We start from the raw sequence: 18,038 nt of genomic DNA, 5'->3' as shown, positions 1-18,038 counted from the left end.
CTAAAAGATTCCTACACTAAGAATAACAAGAGCATATAATATAACATCTATGGTGTAGAGCATTTTGCAAAATACGACATATCGTTGCATTGCTTCTAAGCTTGTGCGTCTAGCGATTTTTAGAATCTTGATACGATAGATTTCGCCTCCAAAAACCACAAGGCATAAAATAATCATCACAAGTGTGCTTATGCCAAAACTTTGGGGATTAAAAACCAAAATATTAAGACCGCTTAATACTGCAACAGAAAGTAGGAAAAAAATAAGGGGCATCATAAACCAGATACGCTTATTAAGTTGCACAAGATTTTTGTAAAAAAATAAACTCCAAAGATTCAACACAAAAGGGAGAATCAAAAAAAGTGAAAAAAAGCTGTGATAAAAAGTTAGTTGCCTAAATGATTCGATAATCATAGGCGTTTGAGCTAAGCTTTGAGAGACTTCTTGCATGTATAAATCCTTAAAATATTCTTAAAATAAGAGGAGGCACTATTAACTTTAAAAGTCTATTATTACAAATCTTTTTTAACAACAAATTGAGTCTTAGATTCACAAAGGGAAATGGATGAATAAACAAGCCGTTGTGCTGTTTAACATGGGAGGACCAAATTCGCTTTTTGAAGTAGAGGGATTTTTAAAACGGCTGTTTAGTGATCCGCATATTTTAAATATTCCTAATACTTTTGTGCGTAATATGGTGGCAAATCTTATTACGAGTAAGCGTCTTAGCACCGCCAAGGCAAATTATCAGGCTATCGGTGGTGGTTCGCCACTTATTAAACACACTCTTGAATTAACAAATGTTTTAAATGCACTAGATCCGCAATGTTTTTATACATATTGTATGCGTTATACACCGCCATTTGCAAAAGATGTGCTAGAGGACTTACGCCTCAAAGGTATTGAATCTCTTGTGCTCTTTAGTATGTATCCACAATATTCCACCACCACGACAAAATCCTCTCTTGTAGATATTAAACAAGCTTTGTGTGAAACGCAATATAGCCCAAAAATTCGCGTGGTAGAACGCTATTTTAATGATTATGCGTTTTGTGAATTGATTGTTAAATCTATCCAAAATGCGTTAGGAGATAGGGATTGTGGTGAATTTACCTTGGTGTTTTCTGCACATGCTATCCCAGAAGCTCTTGTCAAAAAGGGCGATCATTATCCTTATGAATGTGAGCAAAATATCGCGTTAGTAAAAGAGATTCTTGATACTAAGCAAATGCATTTCAAACAAATTTTACACTCTTATCAATCTAAGATTGGTCCGGTTAAGTGGGTTGGTCCTACGACACAAAGCGTTATTGCTTCACTAAAAGATCAAAAGGTGCTTGTTTTTCCATTGGCTTTTACGATTGATAATTCCGAGACTGATTATGAATTAAGCATTGAATGTGCACATATCGCTAAAAACGCAGGCGTGCGTGAATACATTGTTGCGCGTTGTTTTAATGCAAGTGAAGATTTTGCAAGATTTATTATTACAACAACGCAAAATGCACTCAAACAAGCTTAAAAGGGGATACATTGCAAGGTATAAAAGTATTTTTTAGTGTATGTTTTGGTGTTTTGGTGTTTTGGGGCTGTGATGATCAAAAGGTTGAACTCTCTGATGGCAACAAAACAAACACTCAAGCATTGCAAGAAGCAGAATCTATGGATAAGGTAAGTTATGCAGGATTAGAAAATGTGTTTTTGGATACCAAGACACTTGCTGCCAATCATAAGCCTATGATTTTTATCTTTGGTAAAAATAATTGCGTGTATTGCGATAAACTAAAAGATGATATTAAGGCAAGTTTAGAGCTTCAAAATATCCTTAGGGATAATTTTGCGAGTTATTATATTAATATTGACTACTCTAAGATTCATAATCTTTTGTTTGATGATGCAGAGCCTAGAAAGATTGATACGCTAAATCTTGCGAGAGAATATAATATCCGCCCCACGCCGACATTGATTTTTTTAGATTCTACAGGCAAGGTCTTTTTTATGTATCCAGGGTATCTCACTCCCTCTAAATTTCAAGCACTTTTGCAAAGCGCACAAAACTATAGCATTATAGATTCTGATGATGTGCAAAACATTGCTAATAAGCTTAGTGCAGTGATAGATTCTACGCGTTAAAGGATATTGTGATGAAAATTTTGAGAGTTTTATTTGCAAATATGCCACTTGTGCTTGTTTTGATTGCTTTATATGCTACAGCTTGTGGTGTGGCGACATTTATAGAATCTGCCAATGGCACTCCTGCAGCCAAGGCAAGTGTGTATGGGACTTGGTGGTTTGAGATATTGCATATATGGCTTTTGCTTTCGCTTATTGGGTGCTTTGTTGCTTCTAAGGCTTGGCAACGCAAAAAATATGCTTCTCTTATGTTGCATTTTTCGTTTATTGTGATTATTGTGGGTGCTGGAATTACAAGATATTTTGGCTTTGAGGGCAGTATGCCTATCCAAGAACACACGAGCTCCAATGTGATTTTTTCTAGCGAACCTTATGTGCTTATACAGGGCTTTGAGCGATCCACTCAAAAGATTGAAGGCATAGAGATTGCCTTGCATTCAACAAAAGCAAGAGAATATAACATTGCATTTTTTGGCAAAGAAATGGCGCTAAAGCTAGAAAATATCGGTGAGCGTAAAAATGAATTTGGTATGCCTTATCAAGCCCTTGATCTTAGTTTGTCATTTCAGCCTGTAGATTCTAAAAATACGCAAGAAGCACAAAACCCTACTCAAGATTCTCACACAAGCACACAGATTATGCAATCTCCATTGGGGGATATGCCTAGCTTTACGCGTATAGATCAAGGCGAGTATGTCTTTTTTGTCGCTTGGGGGAGCAAGGCATATACGCTACCTTTTAGTATTTATCTACAAGATTTTGTGCTTGATCGATACCCCGGATCAAATGCACCTTCATCATATGCTTCTTTTGTGCAAGTGCAAGATCCAAGTAGCCAAAATACACAAGATGCAGTGATTTTTATGAATAATGTGCTTGATTATGGTGGGTATAGGTTTTTCCAAAGTTCTTATTTTCCAGATGAGAGTGGCACGATTTTATCTGTCAATAACGATCCGGGCAAGATTCCTACATATGTGGGGTATGCGTTGTTGATTGTGGGTTGTTTGTGGCTACTTTTTGATAAAAATGGACGCTTTATGTCTCTTGCGCGTTTTGTGCGATCTAAAAGCCTTGTTGCATTGGTTGTGCTTGGTATGTATGCGCTCATACCACAAACATCTTATGCCACAGAATCTATGCAAGATTTTGCGCCTCCAAGTGCTCAAGAAGTCCAAACACTTATCACAAATATAAAAACGCATGCTACTAGTTTTAGTGATATATTCTCCATGCTACTTGTCCAAGATTCAGGTGGGCGCATTAAGCCCGTTGATACCGTTGCGGCAGAATATATCCACAAAATTACTGGAAAAGATGGATTTTTGGGGCTTAATAATGTGCAGATCTTTTTGGGGATTACGATGTATCCGGAGTATTTTAGGCATATCAAAATGATTAAGACAAAAAGCCCTAAATTGCGAGAGATTCTAGGCGTGGATGTAGATCAAAAATATATTGCTGCGGTGGATGCATACACGCCTGATGGAAACTATATTCTAAGGAATTATGTCGAAGCAGCTAACCAAAAATCTCTCAAAGAACAAGATAGATTCGATAAAGATGTGCTTGAAGTCAATGAAAGGTTATATATCTTTGGGCTTATCTATTCGGGGCAAACATTGCGAGTTTTTCCAAGCACTCAAGCTACGGACTTAACTTGGTATGATATCCAAGATGCTCTACATGCAAGCAAGGGCAACAATGAAGAGCTTAAGGAACTTTTGCATATTGTCAATATACTTTCTCATGGTTTTGTTATGGGTGTGCAAAATAATGATTGGAAACTTGGCTTTGAGGGCTTACAAAAACTTCAAGAGTATCAAAAATCCCACGGGTCTGAGCTTATTATCTCATCTAGCAAGGTAAAAGCTGAGATTTTTCTCAACAAATACAGAATCTTTGAAAAACTCGCATATCCATATGTGCTTATTGGCGTGGTGGTCTTTATTATCGTCTTGATACATATTATCACCGCCAAAGCACTTAATGTATGGGTTTGTCGCATATCGTGGATTCTCATTGCATTGTGCTTTGTTATCCATACTCTTGGTTTAGGTTTGCGTTGGTATGTTAGTGGTCATGCTCCGTGGAGTAATGCATATGAATCTATGTTGTATATTGCATGGGCTGGAGCACTTGCTGGTGTGGTATTTTTTAGAAAATCCGCACTTGCCCTTTGTGCAGCAAGTTTTCTTGCTGGAATTACCCTTGTTGTAGCAAATTTGGGAGATATGAATCCACAGATTGGGAATCTTGTGCCGGTACTAAAGTCTTATTGGCTTAATATTCATGTTTCGGTTATTACAGCAAGTTATGGCTTTTTGGGCTTGTGTTTTGTGCTAGGGTGCATTACATTGATACTCTTTATGTTGCGATCAAGTAAGCGCGCGCATATTGATGATTCTATTTTGTCTTTAAGTGCGATTAATGAGATGTGTATGATGCTAGGATTATTTTTGCTCACCGTTGGTAATTTTTTGGGTGCAATTTGGGCAAATGAATCTTGGGGACGCTATTGGGGCTGGGATCCAAAGGAAACTTGGGCATTAATTAGTATAGGGGTGTATGCTATTATCTTGCATTTACGATTGCTTGGCTTGAAAAATATGCCATTTATTTTTAGCGCGGCTTCTGTATTGGGATTTTTGAGTGTGCTTATGACATATTTTGGGGTAAATTATTTTCTAACCGGTATGCATTCTTATGCGACTGGGGAAGCCGCGAGAGTGCCTTGGTATATGTATCTTATGGTAGCGTGTATGGTTGCTCTTATCCTTGGCGCTAGTCCAAAACGAACACTCCAAATGCCTAAGGTATAGAGTGCTTAAAAAAAGTATTTTTTGGTTTCTTGGTATTGTAGCAGCGTGTGCTATCATAGCTTATACACTGCTTTTTAGTGCGTTTGGTAATGCGTTGCTAAAACCTCTTTTACAAGCAAAGATAGATTCTCTAGCACCTATTAAACTTGAAATTACGCAATTTTCCCTTAAGCCTGATGCCTTACATCTTGAATTACAAAATGGTGCATATATTGATATTGTGTTAGATGGGCATTTTTGGATTCCCTCACAAGAATTTACTCTCACACTCAATGCCTTGGTGCATGACATTAGCATTTTTGGAGAACTTGTAGATACACCATTGCAGGGCGCCTTTAGGCTTGAGGCACAAAGTAGTGGCACATTTGATGATTTTAACATTATGGCAAAAAGCGATATTGCCAAATCATTTAGCACACTGCATATGCATTTAAGAAACCAACAACTCCAAAGCCTTGAAGTGCATATGCAAGAAGCTTCTATTCAAGAACTTTTGGCAATGTTGGGGCATAAGCCTTATATTAATGGCGTATTAAATATTGATACAAAACTCATCCACAAAGATTCTGCATTTGAGGGAGCGACAAATGCGGTGGTGCGCAATGGCGTTTTTAATGCAGAGGCATTACAAAAGGATTTTGGTATTGCCTTAGAAGATAATAGTTTTAGTGCGCGTTTGGATACACAAACACAAGATAAGAGTATTACGCACACTTTTGAATTTCTTGCACCTATTGGCAATATTCACGCACAAGGAGTTGCTACGCTCCCTGATACGCTTAGTTTTGCTACATTGCGCACTATGCCTATAGATACTTCTTTTAGATTTGGATTCTCAAATCTTACGCCATTTAGTCCAATCTTTGCTAGGGCAATACGCGGGAGTTTGCAGGGTTCTGGCACGATTACAGGTGCATTACTTGAGGCATTAGAGATACAAGGAGATAGTGATTTTGCCAACTCAAACACGCACTATAAGCTTATGTTTAAAGATTTGTTGCCACTTAGTTTTGAGGCACACACACAAAATATGGCTCTTAAAGAGCTTTTATGGATGTTGTATCTTCCGCCATATGCTAGTGCGACTTTGGATGCAGATTTGTTTATGACAAACTTGCATACAACGCCAACTACCAAGATTGTGGCAAAAGCTAATGGTATGCTAAACCCAGATACTAAGATAATGCCTCTCACATTACCACGCACCCCACTTACGCTACATATTTCTATGAATCTTAATGGAAGCAATGGTGATGGGGCATTAAGCCTTGTAGGTGATGGTTTGCAACTAGAAGCAAACCCTCTAAAAATCCAAGATTTTACTTTCTCTAGTCCATATACGCTACATATCCAAGATCTTACAAAACTCGCTTTTTCAAGTGGTATTACGCTTAGGGGTGGGTTAGATTTTAGTGGAAATATGACACTTGATAAGCTCATAGCTTTTGATTTTCTCACACAAAGTTTGGGCGGAATGATTACAGGGAATTACCGAGATTCACAAATTAATGCGCAATTACATGGCATTGCAAGTCAAAAAATTCTCGCCCTCTTTGGTATCGCGCCTGTGGTGCAAGCTGAACTTTCTGGAAATTTTTCTTATAATACTTTGGCACAGCGTGGCGCACTCTCGCTTTCTGGCAAAGATGGCAAAATGACTACCAATGCCTTAAGTAATGATGTGGTGCGTTTTTTGGGTGTAGATATGACAAAGGAGATATACCAAAATGTTGCACTTGATACCAAATTTGATGATGCCACATTGCACGCAAATTTTGCACTAGATTCACAAAACACGCACCTTCAATCCCAAAAGACGCATATTAATTTGCAAACTAGAACCATAGATTCACTACTTGCTTTGCGTATAGGCAAAAATGAAGCAAATGTATGGCTCACACAAAACCTTGAAAAACCAAGTGTGCGAGTGGAGCTAAAGAATCTTGTCCTTGATAGCGCTGAACTTTTACAAGGACTTGGGAATCTTTTACATAAAAAGAAATAAGAATCTTAGCGTGAGTGTGGCTTACGCAACACTATGTAGCCAAAGATTCCAACGCCTAAACAACATAGGGCGATGACCGCACCAACAGAAGCAAACATATTATCCCCAATCCCTGTGAGTGGTGATAAAACTCCCCCAAATGTGAAAAAGCTAAAGCCAAGGATAGCTGAAGCATTCCCTGCGTTGCTGCGCTCCATTTCCATAGCCAAAGCTGTAGAAGTAGGCAAAATAAAACCTAAAAACACAAGCGTAATACCAAAGCCTAATTCTGTAAGAAAAAGACTAGGATTGCATTGTAAAAGCACACATAGTCCTAATCCACAGACAAAAAGCCCAATAACCCCAATGCATAATGCCAATCGCTCATTTTTGAATATAGGCGTTACACTCGCTCCTAATGTGATACTAAAGGCAGCTCCTGCAAAACAGAGTGAATACCAAAAACCACTTAGCCCAAAATGTGCTTGAAAGATAAAAGAGCTTGAGGCAATAAAGCTAAACATAATGCCCATAGCAAAGCTTTGCAAGATCACATAAAGCATAAATTCTTTGTTTTTTAAGATATGCCAAAAGGCGAAACTCTCTAAAAAACTTCCCTTTATGCGATTTGCGGCGGGTAGCGATTCTTTAAAAAATAGCATTGAGACACAAAGCACGATACCAATACCAAGAAGCACGCTAAAGATTCCATGCCAGTCCGTGTATCGAAGCATTATGCCCCCAAGCACAGGTGCGATAATAGGAGCAAGTCCTTGTATTGCTCCAAGTAGAGCAAAAAATTTCGCCAAATCCTCACCTTCAAACAAATCCGCTACTACACTTTTAGAAATAACTATACCACCACTTCCAGAGATACCTTGAATGAGTCGAAAAACAAGAAAAGAGTAAATATCCCACGAGAGTAGGCATGCTATAGTAGAAAGCACAAAGAGGAGGAGCGATAAAAGAAGTATGGGTTTGCGCCCATATTTATCACTCAAAGGTCCCATGATAAGTTGCCCAAAGGCTAAGCCTATGAGACTAAAAGTGATAGAAAGTTGCACACGTGATGTGGTTGTGTCAAAAAGTATCTGTATATCGGGGAGTGCAGGGAGATAAAAATCTGTTACAAATGGACCAAAAGCCGCCAGAGCAGCCATATTTAGCAAAAGATAGACATAATTGTTGCGTGACATATGTATTCCTTGGGATAAAAATATTGGAGTGTGTAATTGTAATGCAAAGTTGCGGAATTTATACGCTAATATTAAGCAATCCTTCATAATATTCTTTATATTCTTGTTTATGTTCTTGTGTGTCTTGGTGCGTTGTATTATGAGTAGATTCTTGAGAATCTTGCTCAAAATTTTGTGATGCGTGATTAGATCCATCTTTATCCACGCTAGGGGAGGCTTGTGTGGGGTTGATGTGATCAATTTCTTGTAGTTTGCGTTCAAATTCTCCTTTATTGGCTTCTAGCAATATATCTGGTCTTGCCTGTGTGGCGGCATGTTGCATTGCAGTTGTTTGGGAGTTTTGATTGATATAGGTAATATTACCAACGAAACTTACTGCCATCATCGCCTCCTTTATTTTTTATATTCTAGGCTTTGGTATTTAGCATATACGACATTTGCACCTTGCGTAATCTTTACAAACTTACGCTTTGTATAATCGACCCTAAAATTTCCAATTTTAACACTACATAGCCCCACCAAAATCTCTCCTGCCTTGTGTATAACTTCATCACGCAAGCGCGTCTTACCACAAAAAATAATCATATGTGAGCTAGGAATATCACAGATATGTAGCCACATATCCTCACCACTGGCGTATTTTAGGAGCTCGATATTTTGTGAGGTATTTTTGCCCACACCAATTTTTATTCCATCGATAAAAAATATTTCAAAATTTTGGTGCTTTTGGTGCTTTTTGTATGTTTTTGGGGGACTAAATATTTTGACATCTGCAAGTGATTTGGCTTTAGCAATTAAGGCTTTTTGGGCTTGGAGGAATTGCAAAGAATCTGTGAGATTCTCTAAGCGTAGATGAATATTTTGTGCTTTTTGTGCATATTTTTTGCCAAGCGTAAAATACTGCTGGGCTAGGTGGGAAAAGCTTTTGGTGTGCTCTAGGATAGGGATTTGCACTTCAAGGCTTGGGGTATCACTACTTGATAAGGTTAGTGAATCTCCTTGTATGGCTTTATGCTGAAGTTCATGTAAATGCGCAGTGAGTGTGTGTGCATAGAGATTGTAGCGTTGTGCTTGTTCTGTGAGTGCATGGACTGATGGGATTTCTTGCAAGAGGCGTGAGAGATTTGCCTCTTTGGCTTCAATAGCCTTTAATTGCTGTGTTTTGGCACTCTCTAGCATATGCTGTGTGCGCTCTTTGTAAAGATTCTCTAAAAGCTCCTTATGGACCGCAACAACTTCATATGGCTTTGGGTTAGGTGGTTGTGGCAGTGGATTTAAAGGTTTTCCGACACGCACGGGACGCCTAGATTCACTAATATGACGCAGGGCTTCTATCACGATGCGCCTCTCATCAAGCAAAATGGCATTTGTGTATTTACCGGTAAATTCTAACTCAAGGATATAGGCTTGTTTTTTGTAGGCATTTTGTGGTGTAAAGTGTAATGCTAAGATTCTGTTATCGCCATCGACACAAGATGAATGCAAATATGCGTTATGGCAAAGCCCAAGCTTAATATCAAATGGTGCTTGATAGTGTTTTGTGCTTAGGAGAGATTGTGTTGTGCAAAAAATGGTGCTTTTGGAGCGCGTGAGGTCAATATAAAAGATATTGCCCTCAAGGTTTAGTGCAAGGAGATTGTCATCTACTCTCCTGCACCAATAGATTTTATGAAACTGCGAAAAATATGTGCTAATGCCTTTTAGTAAGCCTAGATTCATACTTTTATACCATTTTTGGCTAACACACCTTTGGCAAACTCTAATGCTTCTTTGGTAACTTGCGATCCACTAATCATACGTGCGATTTCTTCAATGCGTCCTTGCGTATCAAGCAATTTGACATCGCTATATGCGCCATTTTTATAGACAAGATAGTGATTGTCTGCCAAGGTGGGCATATGTGGTTGGTGCGAAATGGCAAATATCTGATATGAGTGCGAAAGTTTTTTAAGGATTTTTGCCACACCCTCGCTCTCTTCACCGCTAAGATTTGCATCAATCTCATCAAGCACTAAAAGTCCAGCACGAGGACTAATAGAGACATCAAGACACATAAGCCCTAGTCGCGCACGATTGTATTCTCCTGCACTTAGGGTGTTGATTGTGCTTGTGCCAAGCGTGAGATTGCACACGCTAATCCCGCTACTATCAAGTGTTTTTGTATCAATCTCTATATGCAAATCTTTGAGGCGCAATTCTTGCATAAGTGCACCTAACTCGTTTGCAAAAGCCTCTTTAGATTCTAAGCGTTGTGTGTGCAAGGTTTGTGCAAGGGTATGAAGCTCACTTTCTAAAAGTTCTTGAGATTTTTGCAATTCTTGCTTGTCAAATGCCATATTTTCATATTGGGTGAGTTTTTGTTTTTGCGTGGCAAGGTGTGCCAATGCTTCCTCTACACTGCCATATTTGCGCAAAAGCTCTGATATATCGCTTATGCGATTAAGTAGGGATTCTGGGTTAATATCCTCAAGCGAGTGGAGTTGCTGCTCTTTAGATTCTAAAAGCGCTTCAAGTTCATTTAGCCCATCAAAAAACGCCGGACATTGTTCATCAACAAGTCCCAAAAATGTATCTATACAATGTAGATTCTCTAAAGCTGTGCGGACATTTTGGATTTCTTGAGCGATTTTTTCTTGTCGTGAAAGTGTTTTTTTCAGCTCCAAAAGCTCCTCGTATTCGCCTTCTTTTGGGGCGATAGATTCTATTTTTTTAATTTCAAACTCTGCTATTTCTTTGAGTGTTTGAATCTGACTTTCTTGCGCAATAATTTCGCTAAGGCTTTTTTGGATTTCTTGGAGCTTGGCAAATTTTTGTTTGCAGATTTCCAAATTTTTGGCGTGGTTGGGATTTTTGGTTGCAATAAAAGCATCTAAAATGCGCAAAATATTTGCAGGTTTTAAATCCTCATCGCCTTTGGCACTGATATGCTTACCAAATCCGGATACAAGCTCATTGAGGCGTTTTTTGGAGCTAGATTGATGATTGAGGAAATAACGCACTTTTTCTTTGCGCAAAATGCTTAAAACAATCTCATCATCACCATCTTCTAGCAGTTCCTTGACATCTTGGGGGACTTGCATCCAGTCAATAGTGATATTAGCCTCAATAAGATCTGCATTAGAATCTTTAATCCCAAAGATTGCAAGCAGTGATTCCATAAAAACTGATTTTCCACTCCCACTACTTCCGCTAAAGACATTAAAGCCCTTAAAAAGCTGAAGTTCTAGGAGTTTGAAAGCCGGAGAGTTGTTGATTAAAATCCGTGTAATCATAGCTCACCCCACTTAAATTTTTCACGCAAAATTTCAAAATAATTGCGATCTTTTGGATAGATGAGGTAGGCATCTTTGGGCGATTGATGGATAAGAATCGTATCTTTTGGCAAGATATCAATACTTTCTTGTCCATCAATAATAAGCAATGCTTTTTCACGCACACTAAATTCTAGTTTCACACCGCTATCTACAATAAGTGGGCGTTGTGTCAAAGAATGAGGGGCTACAGGCGTGAGTAAGATATTTTTGCAGTGTGGATATACCACTGATCCACCCACAGAGATATTATAGGCTGTTGAGCCTGTAGGAGTTCCTACGATAAGCGAATCACAAAAATATGTATTAAAGCTCCACCCATTGATTTTTGCTTCAATATCAATAAGTCCGGATAGTGTTTGTTTGGAAATCAAAAATTCATTGAGCGCAAAGAGTGTGCAATAAGGTTTGTTATCGCGTAAGATACTGCATTCTAGCATCATATGTGCTTGTAAATCATATGTAGCATTTTGGAGATGTGGGAGAAATGATTCTAATTGATGTGGCATAATGGCTGTCAAAAACCCCAATCTACCGGTATTTATACCCATACAAGCGATATTTTTACCATAGCTTCGCCGAATCATCGCAATAAGCGTCCCATCGCCCCCAATGGATAGTAAAATATCACTCCATTCTATCAAGGTGCTAAAATCTACCCCCCTAAGTCCTATCATCGCCGCACTAATAGAATCTAGCTTTAGTTCTATATTATGAGCTTGAAAGATTGTATTTATGCTTTCAAAGACTTCTCGTAAATCTGGACTTGATGGGCGCAAAACCACGCCGATTTTAGCGACTTTGGTAACCTCTAGCATACAACCTAGTTTTTCACCACATAATAGGCTTTAACGACAAATCCGCGTTTATTTGGTATTTGTTGGGAAAGACCTTCAAATACGGCAATATTTGGCGCATTTTTTTGCACAAAAAGTATAGCCTCTTTTGCGCGGAAACTTGCTAAGCCCTCTTGTTTGAGTTCTGGACTAGAGCCGCCATAAGGTCGCGTATCCACAACTCCACTCACTTCGATAGCCACAACTCTTTTGTCTTCTAATGTGCGTTTGAGATTCTCTGCGAGTGTTTGTTGGCATTTTTGATTAAGACTCCATTTGCCCACAGGCAAAACGCCACATTCACTCACAAGTGTTTCTTGTGGTTTTATCATATAATTGAGTGTTAAAGATACGCTATCCTTTTCGCTTCTTAGTGCTTTTGCTTCAGCTTCTAGACGCTTAATCTGTGCGTCTTTGGCATCATCTTGGGATCGCTCCACAGAAAGCCCTAGTTCCTTGCGTTCTAAGATATTATTTTGTGATCCAAGCAAGATATAATAAATTGCACCAAGTATGATGAGTAACAACACTGCCACAAGCACAAGATACAATCCTAACTTACTACCTCTTTTCTTTTCCATTGTCTATCCCCTAATGTCAAAATCCTTGCTTTATTGTAGCAAATTTAGCTCAAAGCTAGATTAAATGAAAGTTGTTAGATTTTTTGCACAAAACTCTCAAGTATCACGCGTTCATTGCCTCCAAAATTGATTTTTAAGGCTATTTGTCCGCCATTATTTCGCACTTCACACACACGCCCTGTGCCAAAAACTTTGTGCATTACCATATCATTGACACCGATTGCTTCATCTTTGTCTTGACTATCCCCTAAAGAATGTGCTTTTAGGGTGCTAGATTCACGCACTCCAGATTCTGCCAAAAACCTAGATGGGCGCAAAAATCGACGCTTACCATGCACAAATCTACTTTCTACACTGCACAGATAAAGTTTGCGTTTTGCCCTCGTAAAAGCGACATATCCCAATCGTCGTTCTTCTTGCAGTTCTTCGCCACTAGAGATAGGGAAAATCTCCTCTTCAAGTCCTATCACAAAGACAACATCAAACTCTAAGCCTTTGGCGCTATGTATGCTCATACAACTCACGCAATCTCCGACTTGTTCATCACTACTTGAGCTAAGCGCAATATTATTTAAAAAATCTTGCAAACTTTCATCTGGACTATGCACGACAAAATCACGCAAAAGCCCATAAAATTCCTCAATGTTTGCGATTCTATCCACAGATTCTAAAGCACTAAATTCATTGCTGAAGTCTAGCCATTCTTGCAAAGATTCAATAAAGCCAAGCCTATCAGAATCTAAAAGCGCCTGTAGATTTGTGAGTTTGGCAAAAAATTCTTCAAGCGTTTTGGTATTTTTTGCTCCGATAGCCTGCAAGCACTCATTTTTGTATGTAAAAAATGTTTTTGCAATACTCATTTGTTTGGATCGCGCGATAGATTCTAGGGTTTCTTGAGTCTTTTTACCAATACCACGACGCGGCTTATTAATGATACGTAGTAGCGAATAATCATCATCAAAATTATGCACAAAGCGTAGGTAACTTAGCAAATCCTTGACTTCTGCGCGTTCATAAAAACGCATAGCGCCAATGATTTTATAAGGTATTCTTGCTTTATTAAAGGATTCTTCTATGCTGCGCGAGAGTGCATTAAGCCGAAAAAGCACTGCAAAATTACTTGCGTGTTCACCTTGTTGTAGGGCTTGGGCAATAAGCGTTGCTATGGCGTGTCCCTCATGTGCTTCATCTTGAGAGTGCAAAGTTTCTACTTCTTGTCCGTTTTCTTGCATACTTTGGAGTTTTTTGCCTAAGCGATGTGTATTGTGTGCGATGAGTGCATTGGCTACTTGCAAGATTTGGGGTGTAGAGCGATAGTTTTGTTCGAGTTTGATAAGTGTGGCATTGTGAAATTGTCGTTGAAAATTTAAAATATTATTGATATCTGCTCCACGCCAACCATAAATACTTTGATCATCATCACCAACAACACAAAGATTAGTGTGCGCACTTGTGAGATAGGAGAGGAGCCTATATTGAATCTCATTTGTGTCTTGGTATTCATCAACCATAATGTATTGATAATGTTTGCTTGTCTGTAGGGATAAATCTTTGTTTGTAGCGAGAATCTCGCATGTGAGATAGAGTAAATCATCAAAATCTAGCATATTTTTTGTGCGCAAAAACTCTTCATATTCGACATATATGCGATGCATAGTTTTATATTCTGGAGTATGTGCGTAGGCGGCGGCAGATTCTGGACTTAGTGAGGCATTTTTGCAACTACTGATATAGCCCAAAACTCTTTGTGGAGCGATGTTGGGTGAGAGTTTTTTTATAATGCGTTTGCAATCATCAGAATCTAAAAGTGTGAAGTTTGCGTTGCGTCCTAAATGATGTATGTGAAAGCGCAAAAAAAGCAAGCCAAACTTATGAAATGTGCAAAGGAGCGGTGGTATTTGGGTGCTAGATTCTAAAAGCGTCATAGCGCGCTCACGCATTTCTGCGGCTGCTTTGTTGGTAAAAGTAAGAGTGAGGGTGTTTTGTGCCAAAATCCCTAAGCCCTCTATAAGATAGGCAAGGCGCGTAGTAAGTGTTTTTGTTTTGCCACTTCCTGCACCAGCAAGAATAAGCAACGCGCCTTCAGTATGTTCTACTGCTTGGCGTTGTGATGGATTGAGGGATTGGAGAGCTTTAGAGAGTTTGCTCATTTTTAGATTCTTGATTTCTTATGAGCGCTAAGTTCTTTCATCGCACAAGTAAATCGCGCAAAACCTTCATCAATCTCTTCTTGCGTGATTGTCAATGGTGGTAAAAAGCGTAAGACATTTCCTCCTGATCGCAATACAAGCACACGATGCTTGAGGCATGCATCAAGGCATTGTGTGAGGATTTCTGCATTATGCGTTTGCAAACCACACATAAGCCCCAAACCTACGCGTTTGATAAAAAGCTTAGGATAGGATTTCACAAGAGAATCTAGCTTAGCATGAAAATATTGTATTGTCGTAGCTAGGGTTGTGTTTTTGCGCATTTTTTCTAGTGTTTTTAGCACACATAAACCTGCATTTGTGCTAAGGAAATTTCCCCCAAAAGTGCTTCCGTGATCACCGGGTGCAAATACATCTATAAGCCTTGTCATACACGCACCAATTGGCACACCACCAGCCAAACCTTTTGCCATTGTGATGACATCGGGTTGTATGCCATAGATTTTTGAAGCAAAGATTTCTCCACTACGATAGATTCCGCTTTGGACTTCATCAATCATAAGCAAGATATTTTGTTCTTTTAAAAGCTTGGCTAGGTGTTGGACTTGTTGTATATCTAGCGCGTTGATTCCGCCCTCTCCTTGCACAAGCTCCAAAAGCACGGCGATAGTGTGAGAATCTATTTTATTTGGTATATCAGAGAGATCTTTGGCGCGGACAAAACCATCAGGGAATGGCGCAAAATGTTTGTGAAATTTATCTTGTCCTGTGGCTTTGAGTGTAGCTATGGTGCGCCCATGGAAGCTAGAATCTAGCGTGATGATTTTATAACGCCCATCTTCTTGCCCAAACTTACGCGCGATTTTTATCGCACATTCATTTGCCTCTGCACCAGAATTCCCAAAAAACACACGCCATTTGGTAGTCTCATCACTGCCATTTTGATAGTATTTGACAAGTCGCTTGGCAAGTTTGGCTTGAGGTTTGATATAGTAGAGATTAGAGGTGTGAATGAGTGTTTTTGCACTTTTTTTGATGGCTTTTTGCAAGGCTTTGTGATTGTGTCCTAGCGAACTTACGCCTATGCCACTGCCAAAATCGATATAATCTTTGCCTTGCGTATCTTGCACTCTTGCGCCTTGTCCTTTGATAAAGGCGATATCTGCTCGTGCATAGGTTGGAAGCACATATGCTTGATCTAGAGCTTTTATGTGGTCTAATTCCTCTGTTTTACTTGTTTGTTGTGCGCTACATTTTGCCATAGCAAATCTCCTAAAGTTTGGTTTGGTAATTGTAGCAAAATGGGAGTAAAAACAAGCAAAATTTTAGGTATGTTGGGCGTAGAAACTTGAAATGTTATAGAGCAAATGACAAATTGTGGAGTGTTTTTTGCTTTTGGGCTTGTGGTTATTTATTTTAGGAGCTTTACTTGCAGATTAATAATACTATCAATACCCCATTTTTATCATCATCGTATGCGACGCAAAACGATCCTACAGCGCAACATCAAAAAGCAGAGGATACAAATCAAAATCAAACACTAGCCACGACAGAGGACAAAAGCACTTCACGCACCAAAGATTCTAAAGATTCTAAGGATTTGCAATCTATCACTGCTACGCAAGACATAACCCAAAATCAAGCCCAAGATTCTCAAAATACCGATGAAAATCTGCACCCAAATCGTATCACATATGGTTTGAAAATCTTAGAGCTTATGAGTGATGAAGAATATCGCGCCTTTGTATTTGCTTCACAAGGCTTAAGTGAATCTCAAAAAATGCTTATGGCACAAGGCTTGTATAGATTTACAGATTTGTATCAGGGACGCAAAGATATGGAGAGTGCGCAAATAGACGCGACAACCCAACACCAACTCAAAGCATTTGGCGTGCAAAATAGCCAAATTGAAAGTTTTATCAAGCGCTATAAAAATGCGTATGAGCAAATAATGCAAGGGGATTATTTGGGCTAAGTGTTATTTCAATGCCTTTTAAGCAAAGTTTTTTTACAATACGCACTTTTTAATTTACACCTACTTACCACAAGTGATGTCAGGGTAGCTCAGCTGGTTAGAGCGCTGGTCTCATAAGCCGGAGGTCGGGAGTTCAAGTCTCCCCCTTGACACCATTACCACAGATTTTGCTATCACAATCCGCTTTAGTCATTTTATAACCAATCCTTATAATCTTTCATAGCTTTTGAAACCACCTATATTTTCTGTTATAATCCACACAGAAATTAAAACTAAGGAGGACACTATGGCTAGCAATATAGCAAGTGCAGCAATGTGGGCAGCAGTATTCACACCCACTGCAGATGAAATCGCAAAAGAAATCGTAGCAGAAGAGGCTAGATTGAGAGAAATAGAGGAAAAGGCATATTGGGAAGCATATTGGAAGGCTTGGGATAGAGCAGTGAAGGAAGGGGTTATCGAGAGATTAAGAAATCACGAGGAGGGGTTTAAGTTTTTCCCAAAAACTTACCCAAATATGACCCAAGATGAACAAGCTGACCTTATAGAAAAAGGAGAGTTACAAATAGTTGCTCCACTACAAAACCCAACAGGATTTATTTTAATTTGGGCTGATGAAACTAGAGAGGAAACTAAACACCCACTATATCAACAAGGGTTGTCTGTAGTGAAGCAATATCTTGCAAACAAAACCCATAGGGTTATTGTTTAGGGCATAGCTATATCAAGGCTGTTTGCCTTATTTGTGATTCCTCCTCCCCCAAGCCCTTTAGTATCTCCTAAGGCTGCTCCTTGTTCTTGCCTCATACCTTGTGTAGCCATTTGTTGGTTATACTTTCCTACACCCATACCATATCTACTATTAGAAGATATAAATCCTGTATTTGTGCCAAGCTTAGCAACACTTCCACCTGGAGCATAGAAAGCTACATTTTGGAAACTATTTTGCACAAAATTATTAGCAGTATTTATCACACCTACAGTTCTCATACCATTGACACCACCTGCTGCATAACCTGCTGCCGCACTTGCATCTCCCATATCAACTCT

At 39.1% G+C, this 18,038-nt stretch carries 16 protein-coding genes and 1 tRNA gene; 7 read left to right on the top strand and 10 right to left on the bottom strand.

The window, feature by feature from the left end; all coding sequences use genetic code 11:
- Positions 1-450 carry a hypothetical protein gene (locus tag B9T66_RS06620; RefSeq protein ID WP_095628195.1) on the bottom strand — a complete coding sequence of 150 codons (450 nt, stop codon included), beginning with the start codon at positions 448-450 and terminating at the stop codon, positions 1-3.
- 115 nt (positions 451-565) lie between these two features.
- Here B9T66_RS06620 and hemH point away from each other — a divergent pair, with 115 nt between their 5' ends.
- Genes hemH through B9T66_RS06600 form a run of 4 tightly spaced genes read left to right on the top strand, consistent with a single transcriptional unit; the run spans position 566 to position 6,960 of the window.
- Positions 566-1,522 (top strand): ferrochelatase, encoded by a 957-nt coding sequence (gene hemH / locus B9T66_RS06615; protein ID WP_095628194.1) that lies wholly within the window; start codon positions 566-568, stop codon positions 1,520-1,522.
- Positions 1,523-1,533: 11 nt separating this feature from the next.
- The gene (locus B9T66_RS06610) at positions 1,534-2,133 is read left to right on the top strand and encodes a SoxW family protein (RefSeq protein WP_095628193.1); all 600 of its coding nucleotides are present in this window, start codon (positions 1,534-1,536) and stop codon (positions 2,131-2,133) included.
- 11 nt (positions 2,134-2,144) lie between these two features.
- Complete coding sequence (ccsA, locus tag B9T66_RS06605) at positions 2,145-4,955, top strand: cytochrome c biogenesis protein (protein WP_095628192.1); 2,811 nt, start codon at positions 2,145-2,147, stop codon at positions 4,953-4,955.
- 1 nt (position 4,956) lies between these two features.
- Positions 4,957-6,960, top strand: a complete 2,004-nt coding sequence (locus tag B9T66_RS06600; protein WP_095628191.1) for a hypothetical protein — start codon at positions 4,957-4,959, stop codon at positions 6,958-6,960.
- Between the two features lie 5 nt (positions 6,961-6,965).
- Here the strand turns inward: B9T66_RS06600 and B9T66_RS06595 are convergent, their stop codons facing one another.
- The 8 genes from B9T66_RS06595 to B9T66_RS06560 all read right to left on the bottom strand — a co-directional run bounded on the left by B9T66_RS06595 (position 6,966) and on the right by B9T66_RS06560 (position 16,275).
- Complete coding sequence (locus B9T66_RS06595; RefSeq protein WP_095628190.1) at positions 6,966-8,135, bottom strand: multidrug effflux MFS transporter; 1,170 nt, start codon at positions 8,133-8,135, stop codon at positions 6,966-6,968.
- Between the two features lie 58 nt (positions 8,136-8,193).
- The gene (locus tag B9T66_RS06590; RefSeq protein ID WP_095628189.1) at positions 8,194-8,517 is read right to left on the bottom strand and encodes a hypothetical protein; all 324 of its coding nucleotides are present in this window, start codon (positions 8,515-8,517) and stop codon (positions 8,194-8,196) included.
- 11 nt (positions 8,518-8,528) lie between these two features.
- Positions 8,529-9,854: an NFACT family protein gene (locus B9T66_RS06585; protein ID WP_095628188.1), complete on the bottom strand. Its 1,326-nt coding sequence runs from the start codon at positions 9,852-9,854 to the stop codon at positions 8,529-8,531.
- Positions 9,851-11,407 (bottom strand): DNA recombination protein RecN, encoded by a 1,557-nt coding sequence (locus B9T66_RS06580; protein WP_095628187.1) that lies wholly within the window; start codon positions 11,405-11,407, stop codon positions 9,851-9,853. The genes B9T66_RS06585 and B9T66_RS06580 overlap by 4 nt, the downstream gene beginning before the upstream one ends.
- Complete coding sequence (locus B9T66_RS06575; protein WP_095628186.1) at positions 11,404-12,264, bottom strand: NAD(+)/NADH kinase; 861 nt, start codon at positions 12,262-12,264, stop codon at positions 11,404-11,406. The genes B9T66_RS06580 and B9T66_RS06575 overlap by 4 nt, the downstream gene beginning before the upstream one ends.
- 5 nt (positions 12,265-12,269) lie before the next feature.
- Complete coding sequence (locus tag B9T66_RS06570) at positions 12,270-12,863, bottom strand: hypothetical protein (RefSeq protein WP_095628185.1); 594 nt, start codon at positions 12,861-12,863, stop codon at positions 12,270-12,272.
- A 74-nt stretch (positions 12,864-12,937) separates the two neighbouring features.
- Positions 12,938-15,013 (bottom strand): ATP-dependent helicase, encoded by a 2,076-nt coding sequence (locus tag B9T66_RS06565; protein WP_095628184.1) that lies wholly within the window; start codon positions 15,011-15,013, stop codon positions 12,938-12,940.
- A gap of 2 nt (positions 15,014-15,015) precedes the next feature.
- On the bottom strand, positions 15,016-16,275 hold the full coding sequence (locus B9T66_RS06560; RefSeq protein WP_095628183.1) for an aspartate aminotransferase family protein: 1,260 nt from the start codon (positions 16,273-16,275) through the stop codon (positions 15,016-15,018).
- A 167-nt stretch (positions 16,276-16,442) separates the two neighbouring features.
- Here B9T66_RS06560 and B9T66_RS06555 point away from each other — a divergent pair, with 167 nt between their 5' ends.
- From B9T66_RS06555 to B9T66_RS06545, 3 genes are all read left to right on the top strand, one after another.
- Complete coding sequence (locus tag B9T66_RS06555) at positions 16,443-16,988, top strand: hypothetical protein (RefSeq protein WP_095628182.1); 546 nt, start codon at positions 16,443-16,445, stop codon at positions 16,986-16,988.
- Between the two features lie 78 nt (positions 16,989-17,066).
- Positions 17,067-17,143 (top strand) — tRNA-Met (locus B9T66_RS06550).
- A 131-nt stretch (positions 17,144-17,274) separates the two neighbouring features.
- The gene (locus tag B9T66_RS06545; RefSeq protein WP_095628181.1) at positions 17,275-17,700 is read left to right on the top strand and encodes a hypothetical protein; all 426 of its coding nucleotides are present in this window, start codon (positions 17,275-17,277) and stop codon (positions 17,698-17,700) included.
- On the opposite strand, the gene B9T66_RS08875 is transcribed toward B9T66_RS06545, so the two are convergent.
- Positions 17,697-18,038 (bottom strand): hypothetical protein (locus B9T66_RS08875; protein WP_180763360.1); only part of this gene is annotated, 342 nt, incomplete at its 5' end. The genes B9T66_RS06545 and B9T66_RS08875 overlap by 4 nt on opposite strands.

This window comes from Helicobacter sp. TUL (genome assembly GCF_002287135.1).
Classification (GTDB): Bacteria; Campylobacterota; Campylobacteria; order Campylobacterales; family Helicobacteraceae; genus Helicobacter_F.
Note: the sequence above shows the minus strand (reverse complement) of the source record. Positions and strands in the feature narration are given on the sequence as shown.